This is a genomic window from Blochmannia endosymbiont of Camponotus modoc, assembly GCF_023585785.1.
Taxonomy (GTDB): domain Bacteria; phylum Pseudomonadota; class Gammaproteobacteria; order Enterobacterales; family Enterobacteriaceae; genus Blochmanniella.
Map to the genome: position 1 here is coordinate 142,517 of NZ_CP097765.1, position 20,885 is coordinate 163,401.

The 20,885-nt window shown below is 28.6% G+C and carries 17 protein-coding genes; 2 read left to right on the forward strand and 15 right to left on the reverse strand.

The window, feature by feature from the left end; all coding sequences use genetic code 11:
- Positions 1–18: 18 nt before the first annotated feature.
- From M9396_RS00595 to prfA, 15 genes are all read right to left on the reverse strand, one after another.
- The gene (locus M9396_RS00595) at positions 19–1,245 is read right to left on the reverse strand and encodes a SufS family cysteine desulfurase (RefSeq protein ID WP_250256725.1); all 1,227 of its coding nucleotides are present in this window, start codon (positions 1,243–1,245) and stop codon (positions 19–21) included.
- Positions 1,242–2,534, reverse strand: a complete 1,293-nt coding sequence (gene sufD, locus M9396_RS00600; RefSeq protein WP_250256726.1) for a Fe-S cluster assembly protein SufD — start codon at positions 2,532–2,534, stop codon at positions 1,242–1,244. The genes M9396_RS00595 and sufD overlap by 4 nt, the downstream gene beginning before the upstream one ends.
- Positions 2,515–3,255 carry a Fe-S cluster assembly ATPase SufC gene (gene sufC / locus M9396_RS00605; protein ID WP_250256727.1) on the reverse strand — a complete coding sequence of 247 codons (741 nt, stop codon included), beginning with the start codon at positions 3,253–3,255 and terminating at the stop codon, positions 2,515–2,517. Before sufC ends, sufD begins: the two co-directional genes overlap by 20 nt.
- Positions 3,256–3,311: 56 nt before the next feature.
- Positions 3,312–4,808 carry a Fe-S cluster assembly protein SufB gene (gene sufB, locus M9396_RS00610; RefSeq protein WP_250241080.1) on the reverse strand — a complete coding sequence of 499 codons (1,497 nt, stop codon included), beginning with the start codon at positions 4,806–4,808 and terminating at the stop codon, positions 3,312–3,314.
- A 14-nt stretch (positions 4,809–4,822) separates the two neighbouring features.
- Positions 4,823–5,203: a Fe-S cluster assembly scaffold SufA gene (gene sufA, locus M9396_RS00615; RefSeq protein ID WP_250256728.1), complete on the reverse strand. Its 381-nt coding sequence runs from the start codon at positions 5,201–5,203 to the stop codon at positions 4,823–4,825.
- 485 nt (positions 5,204–5,688) lie between these two features.
- Positions 5,689–6,705, reverse strand: coding sequence for a lipoate--protein ligase (locus M9396_RS00620; RefSeq protein WP_250256729.1), 1,017 nt, complete (start codon positions 6,703–6,705; stop codon positions 5,689–5,691).
- A gap of 588 nt (positions 6,706–7,293) precedes the next feature.
- Positions 7,294–9,687: a phenylalanine--tRNA ligase subunit beta gene (gene pheT / locus M9396_RS00625; RefSeq protein ID WP_250256730.1), complete on the reverse strand. Its 2,394-nt coding sequence runs from the start codon at positions 9,685–9,687 to the stop codon at positions 7,294–7,296.
- A gap of 15 nt (positions 9,688–9,702) precedes the next feature.
- The gene (gene pheS, locus M9396_RS00630; protein WP_250256731.1) at positions 9,703–10,695 is read right to left on the reverse strand and encodes a phenylalanine--tRNA ligase subunit alpha; all 993 of its coding nucleotides are present in this window, start codon (positions 10,693–10,695) and stop codon (positions 9,703–9,705) included.
- A gap of 185 nt (positions 10,696–10,880) precedes the next feature.
- Positions 10,881–11,243: a 50S ribosomal protein L20 gene (gene rplT / locus M9396_RS00635; protein ID WP_250241066.1), complete on the reverse strand. Its 363-nt coding sequence runs from the start codon at positions 11,241–11,243 to the stop codon at positions 10,881–10,883.
- Positions 11,244–11,316: 73 nt separating this feature from the next.
- Positions 11,317–11,514 (reverse strand): 50S ribosomal protein L35, encoded by a 198-nt coding sequence (gene rpmI, locus M9396_RS00640; protein WP_250241063.1) that lies wholly within the window; start codon positions 11,512–11,514, stop codon positions 11,317–11,319.
- Positions 11,515–11,580: 66 nt separating this feature from the next.
- Positions 11,581–12,120, reverse strand: coding sequence for a translation initiation factor IF-3 (gene infC / locus M9396_RS00645; protein ID WP_250256907.1), 540 nt, complete (start codon positions 12,118–12,120; stop codon positions 11,581–11,583).
- Between the two features lie 6 nt (positions 12,121–12,126).
- On the reverse strand, positions 12,127–13,353 hold the full coding sequence (gene thrS / locus M9396_RS00650; RefSeq protein WP_250241060.1) for a threonine--tRNA ligase: 1,227 nt from the start codon (positions 13,351–13,353) through the stop codon (positions 12,127–12,129).
- 2,193 nt (positions 13,354–15,546) lie between these two features.
- The gene (kdsA, locus tag M9396_RS00655) at positions 15,547–16,380 is read right to left on the reverse strand and encodes a 3-deoxy-8-phosphooctulonate synthase (RefSeq protein ID WP_250241057.1); all 834 of its coding nucleotides are present in this window, start codon (positions 16,378–16,380) and stop codon (positions 15,547–15,549) included.
- A gap of 336 nt (positions 16,381–16,716) precedes the next feature.
- Positions 16,717–17,553: a peptide chain release factor N(5)-glutamine methyltransferase gene (gene prmC, locus M9396_RS00660; RefSeq protein ID WP_250256732.1), complete on the reverse strand. Its 837-nt coding sequence runs from the start codon at positions 17,551–17,553 to the stop codon at positions 16,717–16,719.
- Positions 17,553–18,635: a peptide chain release factor 1 gene (gene prfA / locus M9396_RS00665; RefSeq protein ID WP_250256733.1), complete on the reverse strand. Its 1,083-nt coding sequence runs from the start codon at positions 18,633–18,635 to the stop codon at positions 17,553–17,555. Before prfA ends, prmC begins: the two co-directional genes overlap by 1 nt.
- A gap of 720 nt (positions 18,636–19,355) precedes the next feature.
- Between prfA and lolB the strand changes: the two genes are divergently transcribed.
- Both lolB and ispE read left to right on the forward strand, forming a co-directional pair.
- Complete coding sequence (gene lolB, locus M9396_RS00670) at positions 19,356–19,934, forward strand: lipoprotein insertase outer membrane protein LolB (RefSeq protein WP_250241048.1); 579 nt, start codon at positions 19,356–19,358, stop codon at positions 19,932–19,934.
- Positions 19,931–20,818, forward strand: coding sequence for a 4-(cytidine 5'-diphospho)-2-C-methyl-D-erythritol kinase (gene ispE / locus M9396_RS00675; RefSeq protein ID WP_250256734.1), 888 nt, complete (start codon positions 19,931–19,933; stop codon positions 20,816–20,818). Before lolB ends, ispE begins: the two co-directional genes overlap by 4 nt.
- Positions 20,819–20,885 lie beyond the last annotated feature (67 nt).

A 20,885-nucleotide genomic window follows, 5' to 3' on the forward strand; every position in this document is an offset into this window, starting at 1 on the left:
CGTTATTAGAGTAATTGTTCATTGGTTCAGTAAATGTTGCACTTTAATTAGTCCATCTGCTAAACGATCAATATCTTCCTTGTTTGTATACATAGCTAAGGATGCACGACACATACCTGGTACTTTAAAATAATTCATAATAGGTATTGCGCAATGATGTCCTGTGCGTATGGCAACGCCATATTGATTTAATAACATTCCAATATCATATGAATGATGTATTCCTAAATTAAAAGCAATAATCCCAACTCGTGTACTTGGTCCGTATAATATTAGATTTGGAATTTTTTTTAATGTATCTACAGCGTAACGCATTAATTGATCTTCGTAATTATAAATTTTATCAACACCTATTGCATTGACATATTCAATAGCATTGCCTAGTCCTATGATGCCACTAATATTAGGAGATCCTGACTCAAATTTCCAAGGAGAATCTATAAATGTTGTATCTTGAATTAAACTTACACTTTTTACTATTCCGCCTCCTACTATCCATGGGGGCATTTTTTGAAGTAATTCTTTTTTTCCATACATAATGCCAGTACCAGAAGGTCCGTATATTTTATGTCCAGAAAATACATAAAAATCACAATCTAATTTTTGTACGTCTACTAATCGATGTACGATTCCTTGTGCGCCATCTATTAAAATTAGAGTATCACTTTTTTTTCGTGCTATACTAATTATTTCTGTTAATGGATTAATTGTTCCTAAAACATTAGAGATATGTGATATCGATAAGAGTCGAGTACGATTATTTATAAGCTTGGATAATCTGGATATATCTAATGTACCGTTAGGAGTTAATGGTATATACTGTAATACAACGTTTTTATTTTTTGATAATACTTGCCATGGAATAATATTGGCGTGGTGTTCCATTTCACTAATAATAATATTATCTCCATAATTTGTAAAATTTTGTCCCCAACTGTTGGCAATTAGGTTAATAGCTTCAGTCGTGCTTTTGACAAAAACAATTTCTTCTTTAGATGCGTTGATAAAATTAGCTATACGTAGACGTACTGTTTCCATTTGATTAGTTGATTCAGTACTCAACGTGTGAACACCTCGATGCACGGCGGCGTATTCATTACGATAGTAATGAGTTTGTGAGTCTATGACAATATTAGGTTTTTGAGCAGATGCGGCGCTATCAAGATAAGTAAGAGGGTATTTATTTATCATTCGGTTTAATATAGGAAAATCTGATCTAATTTTTTCTATAGGATAAATTATCATATTATGATCCTTGCTAAAGCTTTATTGATTCTTTTCGATACAAGATCCTGTAACATAGTATTTTCGAGTGATCCTATAATTTCAATAGCAAAAGCATAGATAAGCATTTTTAAAGCATCTTTTTTTGGAATACCGCGTGTACTTAGATAAAATAGTTGATTGGTATCAATGTGGCCTATTGTTGCTCCATGACTGCATTTTACATCGTCTGAGTAAATTTCAAGTTTAGGTATACTATGAATAGTCGCATCTTGGTTCAACAACAAATTATTGTTTATCATTATTCCATCAGTTTTTACAGAATCTGGATTTACTTTTATTAGCCCATTAAACACACCGGAACTGTAATTACATGCTATTATTTTATGTAATTGCCTGCTTGATGCGTATTCTCGGTTATTGTGTTCTAAATGAGTGCATATGTTCCCAATATCTTGTTCTGATAGAAAAAGTAAACTATTTAATGATAAAGATGATCCTGAGTGATTGATTTGAGCGCTGGTTCGATGAGATGTAAATTTAGGACCAAGCATAACAAAGATACTACTGTTTACATTTGAAGATTGTCCTACATTAATATCATTATGTGCTATATGATAACTTGCATTGTTCTCAAATATTAATTTAACGTGATCTAATTTAGATCGGTTTCCTGTTGTCATAGACATACGCGCGCCACTGAAATGTCCGTTTTTATTTACACTCATAAAATGTTCTATGACGCATGTGTTAGAGTCGTGCCCGATTTGAAGATGGTGATGATAATGAGATGTAACTAATTTATTTTTTACGTTAGATCCTTCATTAATATATAGCAAATATAATGGTTTTTTTGTGATTTTTTTCGTAGGTAAATTTATGTGTATTGTTGCATCACTTAAGAATTCAGTTAAATATAAAAACATGTCTGATTGAATGGGATTATTAGTCATGTCATGACGATTGGGATCACGATTGATTTTGAGGATCCATGGATCGATATTTTTATCACTTAATTCAGGTGAAAATAGACCGTTAATAAATATTAAGCGATAAGCATCGATTGGAAGACTTAATTTTTTATATTGAGGGGTATTTAATTCAAAATTTTTAGAAAATTCAAAATTATATGTTAAAAATTCTTCAAATGCAGTATGTTTCCAACTATCTTTTTTAAGATTTGGTAATCCAAGTATTTTAATGCGTTCCCAATATTTATGTGCCAAATTTGAATTAATATTATTTTTTTGTTTAAATAATCCGTACCATTCGTTTAGTACTCGATTTTTATTATCCAGACAACCAACCATAGCCTTTTTCCTCAAGCTTTTTGACTAAAGAGATATCACCAGATTTTACAATATGACCTTCATGTAGTACATGAACATAATTTGGTTGAATGTACTCTAAAATTCTTTGATAATGCGTGATAATCACAAATGAACGTATTTTATCGCTTAATATATTAAGACCATTATAAACAATCTTTATTGCATCAATATCTAAACCAGAATCTGTTTCATCAAGAATACATAGTAATGGTTCTAACATCATCATTTGAAGAATATCATTACGTTTTTTTTCTCCTCCAGAAAATCCAACGTTTACTGATCGAGTCAAAAGATCATTAGGCATTTTTAGTAATGCCATATTTTTTTGAACAAGCTGTATAAAATCAAACCGATCCATAAGAGGCTGGTGTCTATATTTACGTATAGCATTAACAGCGTGGTGTAAAAATGATTGATTGCTGATTCCTGGAATATCTACTGGATGCTGAAATGCTACAAAAATGCCTTCCCCCGCACGTTCTTCTGGCTTCAGGAGCAATAAATTTTTATTTTTAAATAAAATTTCTCCATTAGTAACAGCATAATCTTGTTGACCAGATAATGTAGCAGATAATGTACTTTTTCCCGATCCGTTAGGTCCCATGATGATATGTATTTCACCGGGGTTAATTTCTAAATTTAATTTTTTCAGAATAGATATATTTTTTACGCTGACATTCAAATTTTTTATTAATAGCATCACGACTTCTCCTGTTTTGAATGCTATGATTACTGTAAGTACTTACATTATAAATTTTATCCAACGCTGTGTTCTAAAGTAATTTCTAGTAATTTTTGTGCTTCTACAGAAAATTCTAGAGGTAATTTAGAAAATATATCCTTGCAAAATCCATTTACAATCATAGAAATAGCATCATCTTCATTAATTCCGCGTTGCCGACAATAAAACAGTTGATTATCGCTGATACGTGAAGTTGTAGCTTCGTGTTCTAACTGTGAATGATTGTTATGTGATTCAATGACAGGAAAGGTATGAGAACTACATTTTTTACCTATCAACATAGAATCACACTGTGTAAAATTGCGTGAATTTGAAGCAGTTTTCATAATTTTAACTAATCCTCGATAAGTATTTTGGCTGTTTCCAAGAGCAATGCCTTTTGAAATAATGGTTGAACGTGTATTTTCTCCTATATGAATCATTTTTGTTCCAGTATCTGCTTGTTGTGTACCATTGGTAACAGCCACTGAAAAAAACTCTCCAATAGAGTTTTTTCCTTTTAAAATTACACTAGGATACTTCCAAGTGATAGCAGAGCCAGATTCAGATTGAGTCCACGACATTTTAGCATTTTCTCCAGAACATAGCGCTCTTTTAGTAACGAAGTTCAAAATGCCACCTTGAGAGTTTTGATTGCCAGAAAACCAATTTTGTACTGTTGAATATTTTACTTGAGCATCTTTTAGTACGATAACTTCCACAACTGCTGCATGAAGTTGATAATTATTGTGTATTGGAGCTGAACATCCTTCAATATAGCTCACATAACTACCTTCATCTGCAATTAAAATAGTACGTTCAAATTGTCCGGTTTTTTTAGAATTCATACGAAAGTAAGTTGATAATTCCATAGGGCAATGTACATTTTTAGGAATATATACAAATGTACCATCAGATACAACTGCAGCATTAAGTGCGGCAAAAAAATTATCCTTAAAAGATACTACAGTTCCTAAATATTGGCGTACCAAATCTGGGTAATCTCGAATAGCATCGTGAAATGAACAAAAAATGATACCTTTTTTTAGTAAGGTATTACGGAATGTAGTAGATACAGAAACTGAGTCAAATATAGCATCAACTGCTACGTTTCCTTTTTCATGCACTGGGATGCCTAATTTATTAAAGGTTTGTTCTACTTCTGTGGTTAAGTATTTTGATTTGTTTAAAAGAGTATTTCTATTTTTTTGTACTTTGTGGGTTTTTTGTGTAGTTGCACATGCTGGAGCAGAAAAATAGCTATAGGAATTATAGTTGAGTTTTTGATAGTTTCCTTTTAACCAATGCGGTTCTTTCATATTACACCAAGCATGATAACCTGCAAGCCTAAATTCTAGCATCCATTTTGGTTCTAATCTTTTTTTTGAAATAGTGTATATTATATCTTTATTAATACCTTGTTTGAGTTCTTCATTATTTAATTTAGTAAAAAAACCTTCCTTATAATACAAATCGTTATTTTTAGATAAATTTCCATTAACATCATATATGTTAGAGTTATTACGTATCATAATAATACCTGTTTTTAAATGCTAAAACTTTCACCACACCCACAGGAATGTTGGGCCTGAGGATTATTAAATTTAAACATATGATTTAATCCTTCTCGTACATAATCTAATTCGGTTCCATCGACAAATGGCATGGCATACAATGGTACGAATAATTTAGCTCCGTTATGTTCATACATTAGGCTATTATCATCTAATGATATAACTTTATCCATGAGATATGTAAATCCTGCGCATCCTGATTTTTTTATGGTTACTTTCAATCCTAGTATATTAGGATCTTTATTTTTTAAGTGAAGAATTTGTTGCGCTGCCGCATCAGTTAGTGTTAGACCATTCCAAGAAACATTTTTTTTGGATATGCAGTGTATATTTTTTTTGATACCATTTTTCATGATAAATTCCTTTAAATTTATTATGAAACATTTTACCATAATAAATGCTCAATTGTTTTGATTGTATAAATATTTATAAAAGTATAAAAATGTGTACGCAAGGATATGATCCTACATATCTAATTATGTTAGAAGTTATAATTTATCATCATATATTAATTGTTATAAATTTGTATGTATATACAATGCCTGTTAAAATTTAGCGCAGTATCTATTTTAATAATAGCGCATTAAAGACAAATGTTTATAGTATTCTTCTAAGATTGATTTGCTTATTTTAAATGGTAAAATGTAACTCATTTAGAGATTTCTATCATTATAGCATATTATAAAAGCATATATCATTGATTTGTTTTTTAAAATTAATCGAAAATATTTCATATGAGTCTGGTTATAATAAATACGCATAATTTACATGTATGTAATTATATTAAAAATCTCAAAAACTTAATGAAAATTGGAGCCCAGTAAAGATTAACAGTGAATTAGGATATTGTTTTGATTAACCAATTAGAAACCTCTGATAATTCTTTTTTGTATTGAGGCCAGCTTTGCATCCATTCTGTACAGCAACATAGGATGCTTTTATCGTTATAGGGGATACCTACTAATTTTGTTGCTAATATTTCTAAAGGATCTGGGTCTAAACTGTCAGTAAAAATGTGACTACGCTGAATGATTCCATGCTTTATATCGCAATGTAACGTTACACTGCCCCAATCAAAACGGGTATCTAATTGATGCGTAAATGCAGGAGCGCTGCCAAAATTCCAGTTCCAGTCACTTTGTTTGTTGAATTGTTTAAAAAAGTCTGGAATTTTACAGAAATTATCCATAGATAATATTTCTGGTTTTACTTTCATTCCATAATGTTGGAAAAATGCTTCTGTTAACCCTAGACATACTTCTTGGTGATTAATACCAGGTTTTAATTCATTTAAATTAGCAACTCTTGATCGAATAGAGGTAATCCCTTTAGTCTTTAGTTTTTTAAAATCTGGATTAAGATAATAAGTCAGTTTATCAATATCAACATGTAAAAGTAATGTGCCGTGATGAAATTTACGCCCAAATGCTTCACGATATGCGGACCCACTGATTTTACGTTCTCCATTTTCTGTATGTATGACAATATCATTTCGTCCAGAAATGATAGCCTGAATCCCAATATAATTCAATCCATTCAAAATTATATTAAAGGATACGCTCTTATCATAATGTTCTTGAGTAGAAATAAAAGTAAAACAAGTGTTGCCTAAATCATGAAACACAGCGCCGCCTCCGCTATTTCTTCTAGCTAATTTAATTCCATCTCGTTCCATACGGCGAGTATTACATTCTTTCCATGCATTTTGAGAGCGCCCTATAACTACTGTATTTTGGTTTCTCCATAAAAATAGTATAGATTGTTTTTTAGGTATATTTTGAAAAATATATTCTTCAAGTGACAAATTGAACCAGGGATCGTAAGAGTCAGATAATAATAACCGCAAAGAACACATAGCTCCTCCTTTGTCGATATTTAATATTTAAGCGCAAATCTTATATGTAAAATACAATTATATTAATCACTAATAATAGTCATTTTTTAATTATTTTTTATTACATTATCAGTATTGGAAACAAATTTTTATATATGTTTTGTAATTTATAATTATATATAATCAGTACAAATAGCGCAATTAATGGAAATGAATACAATTTTCATCATTATTTTATATATTATTGCAATAACATATTTTCATTTCTCATTGTGATAGAGATATCATATTGTATATGTAAAATTGCTAAATATTTTATCTTTAGATAAGTTTGAGATTTTATTCAATGGATTTTAAAACAAGATATGGGCATTTTTATTTTTGAAATAATTAATTGTTATACAATTATGTATGGTGTTTATTCTCCAGATGTATGCTTACTATGTAAGTACATGAGTTTTTTATTTTTGAAAAATTAAACGATTAAAAGAATGAAAGGGAATGCATATATAGATAATACATTTATCTACAACTTATTTATTGATCATTCTTTTTAGAATAATACGAAAATAGGGTTTAAACATGATTATGATAACAATACGAGTATCATCATCTCAAGGTGCCGTGGAAACGTTTTTTCAAAATCATCGAACATTTGTTAACAATATCAGAAATTTCTTCTTCTTTTAAAGTATGGGTTTTACTTTGCAAAAATAATCTAATAGTAAAACTTTTAAAACCTTTTGCAATGTTTTGACCTGTGTAAACATCAGATAACTTGATGTCAATTAATTGATCCTCGTTAGCAATTTTTTTACATTCAATAATAACAGATTCTGAAGTCACCTTGTTTGGTACTATTATAGAAATATCACGGAAATTTTTAGGAAATTTAGAAATGGTAGTAATTTTAGATAGTATAAATTGAGAAATCATATTCCACGACAATTCGAAGACTAGTGCCTGTGAACGTAAATTTAATTTCATTTGTATAGTAGGATGAATCATGCCAATATATCCAATACATATATTTTTCAAATAAATTGCTGCGCTTTGACCGGAATGCAATGCGGGATGTGTATATTTTTTAAATCTAATACAATGTAGCTTATTAGTTATGTTTAACAAAGCTTCTACATCTCCTTTTATATCGTAAAAATCTACTGGACATACTTTTTTCAGATCCCAGTGTTCATTAAATCTGAGTCCGGATCGTATACCAGCTATCATCAAATCTTGATTTACTTGATTTTCAGCATTTGTCTGTGGTGTAAAACATATACCGCTTTCAAATAATTTCATTTGTTTTTGTTGCCTATTTTGATTATATATTACCGTTTTGATTAATCCAGACCATAAAGATAGCCTCATAGTAGACATGTCTAACGTAATTGGATTTTTTAAAATTAATGGAATTTTTTGTGGGTGTAATAATTTTTGAATATCATAACTTACGAAACTATATGTCATGATTTCTTGATAACCACGATCTATTAATAAATTTTTTATTCTTGATAACGGTATGATTGATGCATGGGACTGATCTGTTATTAAGTTTGTGCAAAGAGAAACACAAGGGATATTGTTATATCCATGAATACGTGTTATTTCTGCTATTACATTTTCTTCTATAGAGATATCAAAACGCCAAGTTGGTGGAAGTATTTTCCAGGTGTTGTTTGAAAATTCTGTTTGAAAACCAAGCCGTTTTAAAATATGTGTAATTTCTGAATCTAATATACGAAATCCAATAATTTTGTCTAATTTAGTTCGATTTAATATAATATTGGTAGGTTTTGGCAACATACTTTTGTTAGTTATGTTTATTATCGGACCAGGATAACCACCGCAGCTTTTCATTAATAATGAGGTGACACGATCTAAAGCTAATTTAGATATACTTGGGTCTACTCCTCGTATATAACGAAAGGCATAAAGATCATGCATATGATATAATGTGGATTGACTCGCGATAACAGACGGAGTAAAAAAAGCAGATTGTAATATTATATGACGAGTTTCAGAACAAATAGAATATTTATTTGGAGTGATTGTTCCAGCAATTGATAATGGTTTTTTATAATCAGAGATGACTATTGTATTTGGCAATAGTTTTAAACTATTATTATTAGATAATGTCAGAATTTCTCCGATTTCTGAAAAACGTATACGTATTATGTTGCCGTCAATTTTTTTATAATCAAAAACATGAATTGGATGTCCTAGTTCTAGTAATACATAGTTAACAATATCTATAACTATGTTAACTAAACAAATTCCGCAGCGACGTAATTTCTCTGCTATCCATAAGGGCGTGGGGGAGGTAATATGAATGTTTTTTAAAATTCTTCCAAAGTATTGCGGGCATGCATTCGGAACTTCAACAGAAATAGGGATAGTATCATTAATTGTTGGAATAATTGATTCTATTTTTATTTTTTTTAATTTTAAATGATTTATAGCTGCTATTTCTCTAGAAATTCCGATTACACTAAGACAATCTCCTCTATTAGGAGTAATGTTGATTTCAATAATATTATCATTAAGACGTAAATAGTTATAAAAGTTCTCTCCAATAGGCGCATTTATAGGTAATTCTATTATACCTACTGTGTGACTAATAATTCCTAATGTTGAAAAAGCACATAATATTCCTTCTGATTGTTTACCTCGTATTGTTTTTAGTTTAATTTTACGTCCATTTGGTAGCATTGCTCCTACTTTGGCAACAACTACTCGAATATTTTTACGACAATTAGAAGCATCACAAACAATATTTAATAATTTATTATCCCCGTTATTAATTTTTGTTATCCACACATTATGTAAATTAGGATGCATTTTGCATTCTACAATTTCACCAATAACTACTCCATAGAAAATATTAGTAACAGGTTTTAATTCATTAACTTTAAATCCAGCCATTGTTAATTGATCAGCTAATTCAATGCTACTAATAGGTGGATTTATCCATTCTCGTATCCACATTTCACTAAATTTCATTTAAGTATCCTTATATTACTTAAATTGATCAAGAAATTGTAAATCATTTTTGAAAAAAACTCGTATATCGTCAATATTGTACTGTAGCATTGTTAATCGTTCTATTCCTATTCCAAAGGCAAATCCTAAAAATTTTTCTGTATCAATATCAACATGGTGTAATATTTTGGGATGTACCATACCGCATCCTAAAAGTTCTAACCAATTTCCAGTTTCTTGTTTCATTACATCTATTTCCGCCGATGGTTCTGTAAATGGAAAATAAGATGGTCTAAAACGTAAAGTAATATCTTTTTCAAAAAAATTATATAAAAAATCATACAATATTTTTTTTAGATAACTGAAATTAACATTAGAATCTACTACTAATCCTTCCATTTGATGAAACATAGGTGTATGATTTTGATCATAGTCTTTGCGATATACTCGTCCAAAAGAAATGATACGAATTGGGGGAGTTTTATTAGTCATAGCACGTATTTGAACACCGGAAGTGTGTGTGCGAAGTAAACGTTTTTCGTCAAGCCAAAAGGTGTCATGTTCATCTCGAGAAGGATGATACTTAGAAATATTTAAGGCGTCGAAATTAAAATAATCATCTTCAATTTCTGGACCATGTATTATGGAGAAACCTAAAGTGTCAAAAAAAATCTTCATACGTTTTATAGTATTTGTTATTGGATGATGTGTCCCTACATCCGATAACCGTCCTGGTAAAGTAACATCTAATGCATCGGTGATTAAGGTATTTTTTATATTTTTTGATTGTAAAATATTTTTTCGTTCAATAAGTAATGTGTATATGTCTTTTTTAGCTTGATTAATAGCTGCGCCTAATTTAGGTTTAATATCTAATGGAGTATCATTAAGATTTTTAATATATTGGTTTAGGTATCCTTTTTTACCTAAAAATTTAATACGTATTGCTTCTAATGCATCTATATTATTAGATTGCATTATATTTGATTTTGCTAGTATAACTAATTTTTTTACCAAATCTAATGACATAAATACCCTCGTGGTCACTATTTTTACATAGTGCTGTCTTTATTAATCTAATATGTATAATTGATAATTGTGTGATATTTTAATTTGATTAACTGTGTTAATCATTAAATCTTATTAATACCATTTTTTTGTATTATCATTATGAATTTAATATTTCATGAACATGTATTTTTTATTGAGTAGATTTATGTATGTTCAAAATTAATCTTTGCTTTATCGATTAAAGCAGAGAAAGTCTTTCTATCAAAAATAGCTATATCAGCAAGCATTTTTCTGTTAATACACACATCAGATTTTTTTAATCCATTTATTAAGTAATTATAAGACATACCGTATTTACGTGATGCGGCGTTGATGCGGCTAATCCACAATCGACGAAATAAACGTTTCTTCTGACGACGATCGCGATAAGAATATTGTCCAGATTTTATAACTGATTGATAGGCAACACGATAAGTACGTGATCTTGCTCCATAGTAACCTGCTGCTTGTTTTAAAATTTTTTTATGGCGAGCACGGGCTACTACACTATTTTTTACGCGTGTCATATGTACTGCTCTCCTAATAATGTAAGCGATGGCATATATTGAAATTTGCACTAACCATGAAAACAGCATTAATCTATATATATGGTAAATATTTCATAATTGTAGTTGAATAAATTTTAGGAAGTATATTTTTTTGACGTAAATGACGTTTATGTTTTGTAGATTTTTTTGTTAAAATATGGCGCATATAAGCATGCTTATGCTTATATTTCCCTAAAGCTGTTATTTTAAATCGTTTGTTAGCTGCTTGAAGTGTTTTAATTTTAGGCATAAACCAATCCCTATAATTTTTTTCATTATATGCATTAATGCTGATATATAGAAATGTAAATTATTATTATTTCTTTTTTGGTGCTAAAATCATAGTCATTTGGCGCCCTTCAATTTTATTAGAAAAAAATTCTACTGTTGTTAACTCATGCAATTCATGACGTATTCGGTATAATATTTTTGCTCCAAGGTGGTGGTGCACCAATTCTCCTCCTCTAAAACGTAAGGTGATTTTGACTTTATCTCCTTCATTAAGGAATTTAATTAAATTACGCAATTTGACTTGATAGTCTCCTTCATCAGTGCTTGGTCTGAATTTTATTTCTTTGACATGAATCACCTTTTGTTTTTTCTTTTGTTCTTTTGTAGATTTATTCTTTTCGTATAGAAATTTACCGTAGTTCATAATTCTACACACAGGTGGATCGGAATTAGGGCTAACTTCAACTAAATCAAGACCGATGTCTTCGGATTGCTTCAGCGCTTCATATAAACTAACCACACCAATTTGTTTTCCGTCTACTCCGGTTAGACGGACTTTTTCAGCACTAATTTCTCTGTTAATACGATTTAATCGTATTGATTGTATTTTTTTTGCGAATTTAATAATATGTTATTCCTCCATTTGATGAAGACTGTAACTGTTAATTTCACGTAGTAATTTTTTTATAAATATATCAATATTACAGTTTTTTAATGTTTGACCTCGATATGTACGTATAGCTACTGTATTTTGATTCATTTCTTTATTTCCGCAAATTAACATATAAGGTATGCGTTGTAAGGTGTAATAACGAATTTTAAATCCTATTTTCTCATTTCTCAAGTCTACTTTTGTTCTTATTTTTTTATTTATTAGCTTTTTTTCTATAATAGAAACATATTCAGATTGTTGATCAGTGACATTCATGAGCACAACCTGTGTTGGGGCTAACCACGTTGGGAAAAATCCTGCGTATTCTTCTGTTATTAAACCAATAAATCGTTCCATGGAACCAAGGATTGCTCTATGAATCATTACGGGGACTACACGATTATTATGATGATCGATATAACGTGCGTTTAATAGATTTGGCAAAGAAAAATCTAATTGTATTGTACCACATTGCCAAGTTCTATCTACAGAATCAAGTAAAGCAAATTCTATTTTAGGACCGTAAAATGCACCATCATTAGGTTGATATTGAAATGAAATATTATTGTGTTGAAGTACAGTAGATAAATGTTGTTCTGCCGTATCCCATATCGAATCTGTACCAATTCGCTTTGTAGGACGAGTAGATAATTTTACTAAAATTGTTTTAAAACCGAATGTATTATATATATCGTACATCATTTTAATACAGTGGTTTAATTCGTCGAATATTTGTGTTTTTGTACAAAAAATATGACCATCATCTTGGGTAAATTCGCGTGTTCTCATGAGTCCATGTAAAGACCCAGATGGTTCGTTTCTATGACAATTTCCAAATTCAGCTATACGATAAGGCAAATCTTTATAAGACTTAATACCTTGATTAAAAATTTGAATATGTCCTGGACAATTCATCGGTTTAATACAATATTCATGACTTTCTGAAGAAGTAGTAAATATATGCTCATGATAATTATCCCAGTGGCCTGTTTTTTTCCATAATGTATGATTAATCATGGCAGGACTTTTCACTTCTTGATATTTATATACTTTAAGTTGCGTTCGTATAATTTTTTTTAACTCTTGTAATAAAATCCATCCATTTTGATGCCAAAATACCATACCGGGAGCATCTTTTTGTGTATGGTATAAGTGTAGTTGTTTCGCAAGGTTGCGATGATCATTTTTTTTAGGTGTTTGTGACATATTTTGTGAGTTATACATTATTATTTTTTAGTTCTATAAAGACCACAAATACGTGTAATTTTTAATTTTACTGTTTTCGATCTAATAAAATTCAGAAATTTTAGATAATTTAAAATTCTGATAAAAATTGATGTTGAGTATGTAGTCCATGATATATATTTATATATTTTTCATGATAATATAACCTGGCATGTTCAATAGGGTAAATATTTTTTCATTTATAACTGATATTTTATATATTTTCAGAAAATGATAGATACAGTTTATTTGGTTTTCTTGCAGATAACGTCGGTTATAATATTTGTATTCTTATTAGCAATCATTAGTCATTAGCTATGATTCTTGTAATTACTAGGTTACCTTGAGCAAGGTACAAGATCTATATCATAATAAAATCCTATGTTTGTTATTGGACTGAATACTATCTGGTTGCGTTATTATAATAATAAACTAATTTTTTTTCACTGCGTGTCCCATTAAATATGCGCAAGAAAGTAATCACATGTTATCTTACATCATAGTCTGTATAATAAACCCAATGTTTAAATTATGATGTATTAAAGCGACAATATCAATCAGATTAACCATTGTTTGCTTAAATAAATAATTTTTTACTTAAATTTAAATGCGTATCCCGATAAACTTATAAAAGAGATACAATATAATTATATTGATTTTTCGTTTCATAAGGTTACAGCAAGATCATGATTCACTTATACTATAGATATTTCATATAGTCATTTGTTATAATAGGATTGAATGTTTTCAACCTATTTTCAATTTTTCATTGGGTTCTATACCCACCCATCATGTAGAATCATTAAATATTAAATATATCATTTATATATTTACTTATTATCCCTATGATGTAATTTAAGGATAATAATTTATTTTGAAGAAATAATAGAGTACCTGTAAAGATTTTAATTTATTGGATGTTTATAAAATATTTTCCTCACATAGTAACATCTATTTCATTTTATCATAATATTATTGTGTGTGAAGAATATAAAACACTAAAAATTATGTTTAATTTAACTGATTTTTTTTAAATTATTAATAATAATATTAATTTTTAATTAATACATATATATTTTATAAGGAAGTGTACGAAGGTTCATTTTTAGAAATTAATTCTTTTCTATGTTCTACCAAATGCTGGAACTTATGATTAGTAGTTCCTGTCATCTTTGGGTTTAATCAGTCTATTTGTAACAAATTGCTAACTTTTTCTATCTTGAGTTTATAAAGATTATGATTTTTTAAAATAAATAATAATTTTTTTAATCAATTATTAAATACATTTAATAATTAAAAATCAGGTTAATTTTGTATTAAAATTTTTTATTAATATGTATTAAAAAATCTAATGAAATATAAGTTAATTTAAGTTTATTTAAAATAAAACACCCCAGAATTCTTTAAAAAAATGAATATTTATAGGTCACTATATATATCTATTTTTTGATTTACTATATAAAGACACAAGGCACCATTTTTATAGTATTTTATATACTTTATCGCATTGTATTTTTTATTTAAATAATCATATTTTATTATTATAATTTTTGATATATTGCAATGATGTAATTTTATCAATAATATTGATATGGGTTTTTTGTAAAAGTAAACATACTAATCATAATAAGTTATAATATACATGATATAGATATAATCTGTCAACAATTGTCATTAATGTAATAATATTGATGAATATTAACAAAAATTCAAAATCTATATAATAATAACATTTATAAATGATAACAAAATGATAGATATCCAACAAAGTTTAGAAAATCAATAAATATCATTTTTTATGATTTTTGAGTTAATGTTATATTGTAAGTCGTTCAGGATCATATTCTCATTTATTATTGATGCTGAGCTCAGTAAAACTTAATTGTTAAAACATTAAATGTTTGATTTATTCATACTGAATTTATGATAATTTTTTACTATAATTAATATATATTGTGTTATTGAATTTATATATTTATACTTTGATTAAAAATTTTTTAAACAGATATCATCATGATTATAGTAATTTTAAAAAGTTGTAAACATTCCTAATTGCATAACAAATAAAATGAATCAAGATATTTGTATGAAATATAAAAATTTAGGTATTTTTTTTAAAAAATGATTTTCAATTAGAAAATTTTTATTATTAATTCAAGATTTTAGTGTGGGATTTCAAAAAGATTTGACTAGTTCATCAATAGCTTTCATTTGTGTTAAGAAATTTTCTAATTGATTTAAGGGCAATGCAGAAGATCCATCACATTTAGCACGACGGGGATTGGGGTGTGCCTCAAGAAATAATCCGGCTATGCCTACTGCTGTGCTAGCTTTAGCTATATCATAAATTTGTCTGTTTCTTCCTCCAGAAATAGGACTTAATGGATTACGTCTTTGTAAAGCATGCGTAACATCTACTATTATCGGGCAGCCTTTGGAAACGTGATTCATTACGTTGAATCCTAGCATATCCACTATCAAGTTATCATAACCAAATAAAGTTCCTCGTTCACATAAAATAATGTTTTTATTGCTAAATGAATGACATTTCTTAACAATATGTACGATTTGTGTAGGACTCATATATTGTGGTTTTTTTATATTAATTGGCATACCAGTCTGTGCAATAGATGCAATTAAATCAGTTTGACGAGCTAAAAACGCAGGAATCTGTAGTACGTCTACTACTTCTGATGCAGTTTTTACTTGATAAATTTCATGTACATCAGTCATAAGTTTAACTCCAAATATTTCCTGTAATTCTTGAAATAAGCGCAACCCTTCTTCTAATCCTGGTCCACGATATGAGTCAATTGATGAACGATTTGCTTTGTCGAAAGATGCTTTGAATATATGAGGTATATTGAGTTTATGAGTTATGTTCACATAATGCTCGCAAATTTTTATGGTTGTGTCTCGTGACTCCAAAACATTCATTCCTCCAAATAATACAAACGGTAAATTGTTGGATACTTTTATGTCAGAGATATTGACTATTAATTGTTGCATGTATGTATTTCCAATATTTTTTTAATTTTAATATTATAAAACTGTAAATTTATTAAGTAATAGCACTAATATTTATTAAAGACAACCACAGTATATCAGCTACATAATGATCATTAATGATCTATAATTTATTCAATTAGATCCATTAATATATATAAAATATTAGTTAAATTTAATACTTACACAGCAAAAATATGATTTTTTTAGATATAAATATCTTGTTTTTACGGTCATTTAAGTTGTGATTTTTTTATTGGTTTTAATGTATTTATTTAACTCGCATTATTCTGTCAATTAAATATTGTACTATTTATTTGTGTTTATTAATATAGTATTTTAATGGGATTTCCATTTTCCGTATGTTACGCGTTCATAATGATGATAATCACGTATTGTATGGATATGAGTAAATCCAAATTTAAAAAATAACGCACGCATATAATTTCCTTGATTCCATCCATGTTCCAATACCAGCCATCCATTCTGACGCAAATGTTGAGTGGAATATTTGCAAATTACTGTTAAATCTTCTAAACCTTTTTGTTCTGATATTAATGCATTTTTAGGTTCAAAAATCATATCTCTAGATTGTAAACATGAATCATTTTTATCGATATATGGTGGATTACTAACAATGAGATTAAATTTTTTCTTCCTTAAATATTTAAACCAATTTCCATATATAAATTTTACATTTTTAAAATTAAGTAAAAGCTTATTTTTATGGGCAAGAAATAATGCCTTTTTTTGACAGTCTATTCCTGTAATATTCCAGTTTGGTCGTTCTGATGCGAGAGCTAAAGCTATTGTACCTACTCCAGTTCCTAAGTCTAAAACATTTAAGTGAGATACCTTTAGTAAATCGAATACATGTTTTACTAAGCATTCAGTATCTGGTCTAGGAATGAATGTACCTGGAGAAACTTTAAGTTCTAAGGACCAAAATTCCTTTGAACCAACGAGATAGGCTATAGGTTCTCCTTTTTTTCTTCGATAAATTAAAGATTTTAATTGAATAATAGTGTCATATTCTAATAATGATTCTCCAAATGCTAACAATTGAGTACGAGATTTTTTAGTAACTTGGCCTAAAATAATCTCTGCATCTCTTTTTGGGCTGATGGATTTTTTTAGTTTTAAATTGGCCCAATGTAACCATTGATCCCATGTCATTATTCTAACTCTAATAATTTATTAAGTTGATCAGATTGATGTTGATTAATGATAGGTTGTATCAAGATATCTAATTCTCCGTTCATTATTTCATTTAATTTATATGATGTAAAAGAAATACGATGATCAGTAATTCGGCCTTGTTGAAAATTATATGTACGAATTCGATCAGACCGATCTCCAGTACCTAGTAAGTTACGCCGGGTGTAGGATACTTCTTGTTGTCGACGTTTCGTTTCAATAGCATGCAATCGCGAACCCAGTACTGATAATGCTTTGGCTTTATTTTTATGTTGTGAGCGTTCGTCTTGGCATTCCACAACCAATCCACTTGGTACATGGGTAATACGAATTGCTGAATCGGTAGTATTTACATGTTGTCCTCCTGCACCTGATGATCGAAAGGTATCGATTCTTAAATCATGAGGATCAATACTAGGTAATTCGATATCTGGTATCTCTGGAATTACAGCGATTGTGCAAGTGGAAGTATGAATGCGACCTTGAGATTCAGTATGTGGTATTCTTTGAACACGATGTCCTCCAGATTCAAATTTTAAGAGACTATATGCACCTTTATAAGGAATTTTAGTAATAATTTCTTTATAACCACCGCATTCTCCATAAGTAGCATTGATAATTTCCATTTTCCATCGACGAACCTCTGAATAACGAGCATACATTCGAAATAATTCTCCTGTAAAAATTGCTGCTTCTTTTCCGCCAGTTCCAGCTCGTAGTTCAATAAAACAACCTAGCTTATCATTGGAATCAGTAGGTAATAGTAGTATTTTTAAGTTCTTTTCAATATCATTCCGATTTAAGTAGAATTTTTTTAGCTCATCTTGCGCGATATCATGCATATCTATATCTGTAAGCAATTTTTTTGTATCAATTATTTCTTGTTTTATATCTAACCAACGTTCAAAACAAACAACTATTTCAGATAGTCGAGCGTGTTCCTTAGCTAATATACAAAAACGTTTTTTGTCATCAACAGCATTGGGTTTACTGAGTAATTTTTCTAATACATTAAAACGTTCCTGTAAAGCTATTAGTTTATTGACAATGATAGGATTCATATATCTTTATCTTAAGGAGAGCTGGATTTTTGTTTAGATAAAAATTGATAACATCAATAATTACCAATATAATTTAAGTATATATTGCGTTTTTGAAGATATTATTGATTTTTTTTATATGCCATAAATTATATTTAGACTATATTTGCATGTGAATACTAATATAACTATACACGTTTGTTTATAAATAATATTAAAGTATCAACATACCAGAATGGTATCATATATTTTTTATTTATAAAATAATTTAATTTTTATTTTTTAAAACATATGTACCTTGTGAGTAATAAATATTTATTATTAAATAGATTTTCAATAATCATTAAGGATTGTATTTGTATATATAATTAATATTATCAAAAAAGTGTTTAAATTTTTTATTAATTTAAATGATCCTTGATCATTATGATTATTTACTTAATAAAGTAATATGTATACACATAAATATCTGAATAAATAGTGAAAGTTAAAATATTGGAATTTAAAGAATTAAATAGAAAAAAATTGTGTGTTTTTTAAAAATGTTAAATAAAAAAAAATTTAATAAATATTTAGATAATTCAAAACATTATTTTTCTTGATTAGTAGATAGATGATTACATTTAAGATATGAATTTTAACGTGAATGAAATAAATAAAATTTATGTTTTCGCAAATAGTTTTTTAAATTTTAATATTTAAATGTATCAGCATAGGTGTTTTAGAGTGTTTGGTATAGTGATGTTGATCTGTGTTTCCTGTGTTTATCATCATAATTTTGGTTTGTATGAAGATAAATTGGTATGTATGTGGAATAATCATAAGAAATCAATATCCCGGATATTTTATTATCAAACACAAGGTACTATTATTTATTCAGTTAATCACCAAAAGAAGATGCATTTTAGGTTTATTTGGATTCATAATAATGATAATAATTATTGCATGAAATTATTTAATATTTTTGGGTTAACTATCATTTCTATATCTGTAGAAAATGGAGTTGTTTGTATTTTAAATGGTATAATTTATAAAAATAATGATTTTAAAAATGAAATACAAAAATGGATTGTGGATTTCAACTATTTTTTGAAACAATTACAACAATGGATAATTGGATTACCTGGTAGTAATGTAGAATATAATCTGAATACTATCGGCTGCTTATCTCATGTAAATTGTTGTTATGGCAATAAAAATATATCCATATATTATCGTCATTATTATACTAATAGTATACCAATTTTACCTAAAGTCTTGGATGCGTATTATGATCAACATCATATTAAGCTAGTAATTAATAATTGGAATGTACGATGAATTATCAATGGCCCTCTCCAGGAAAACTCAATTTATTTTTATACGTAACTGGACGTCGTTCAGACGGTTACCATTACTTACAGACATTGTTTCAATTGATTGAGTATGGTGATACGATCAAAATATTTGTCACAAATAATGGTAGAATTAGATTATTTACTATTATGAATGATTTGGTATGTCGTGATAATTTAATTATACGAGCAGCAAAATTATTACAATATTATTGTTGGCCAAATAAAAAGCCGGTATTCGGTGCAGATATTTTTCTTGATAAAGTATTGCCTATCGGCTCTGGTTTAGGAGGCGCTTCTTCTAATGCGGCAACTGTATTAATGGTACTTAATCAACAATGGCGATGCTATTTGAACAAACATGTTTTAATGTATTTAGGTTTGATGCTAGGAGCTGATGTGCCAGTTTTTCTGTACGGGCGTTCAGCATTTGCTGAAGGTATTGGAAATATATTAACACCGGTTTTTGTTCCTAACAAATGGTACCTCATTCTTGTTCCGCCGATTCGAATTAGTACTTCGTGGGGTTTTCAAATGTATGAATTAGAGAGTCATTGTTATTCTCCGTTTCGTTCGATGAGAGAGTTATTGTCTGTTTCATTTCATAATGATTTCGAAGAAGTTATAAAAAAAATATCTCCTGAAATAAAGATGTTTTTTGCGTGTTTGTCGCAATTCGCATTAGCACGACTGACAGGAACAGGGTCTTGTATTTTTTCTGAATTTAAGACTGAACATCTTGCTTATCAAGTTCAAAGTTATTTACCATCATGGATCAACAGTATTATAACACGAGGAATAAATCTATCTCCATTACATCAAAAATTATTAAAATATACTACATATAGTAGTATAATTTTTTTATGTTAATAAATGCCTTACTATCATCGTCATTATTAATGATATAAATACTTAATAGTATTAGCAAATATAAAAT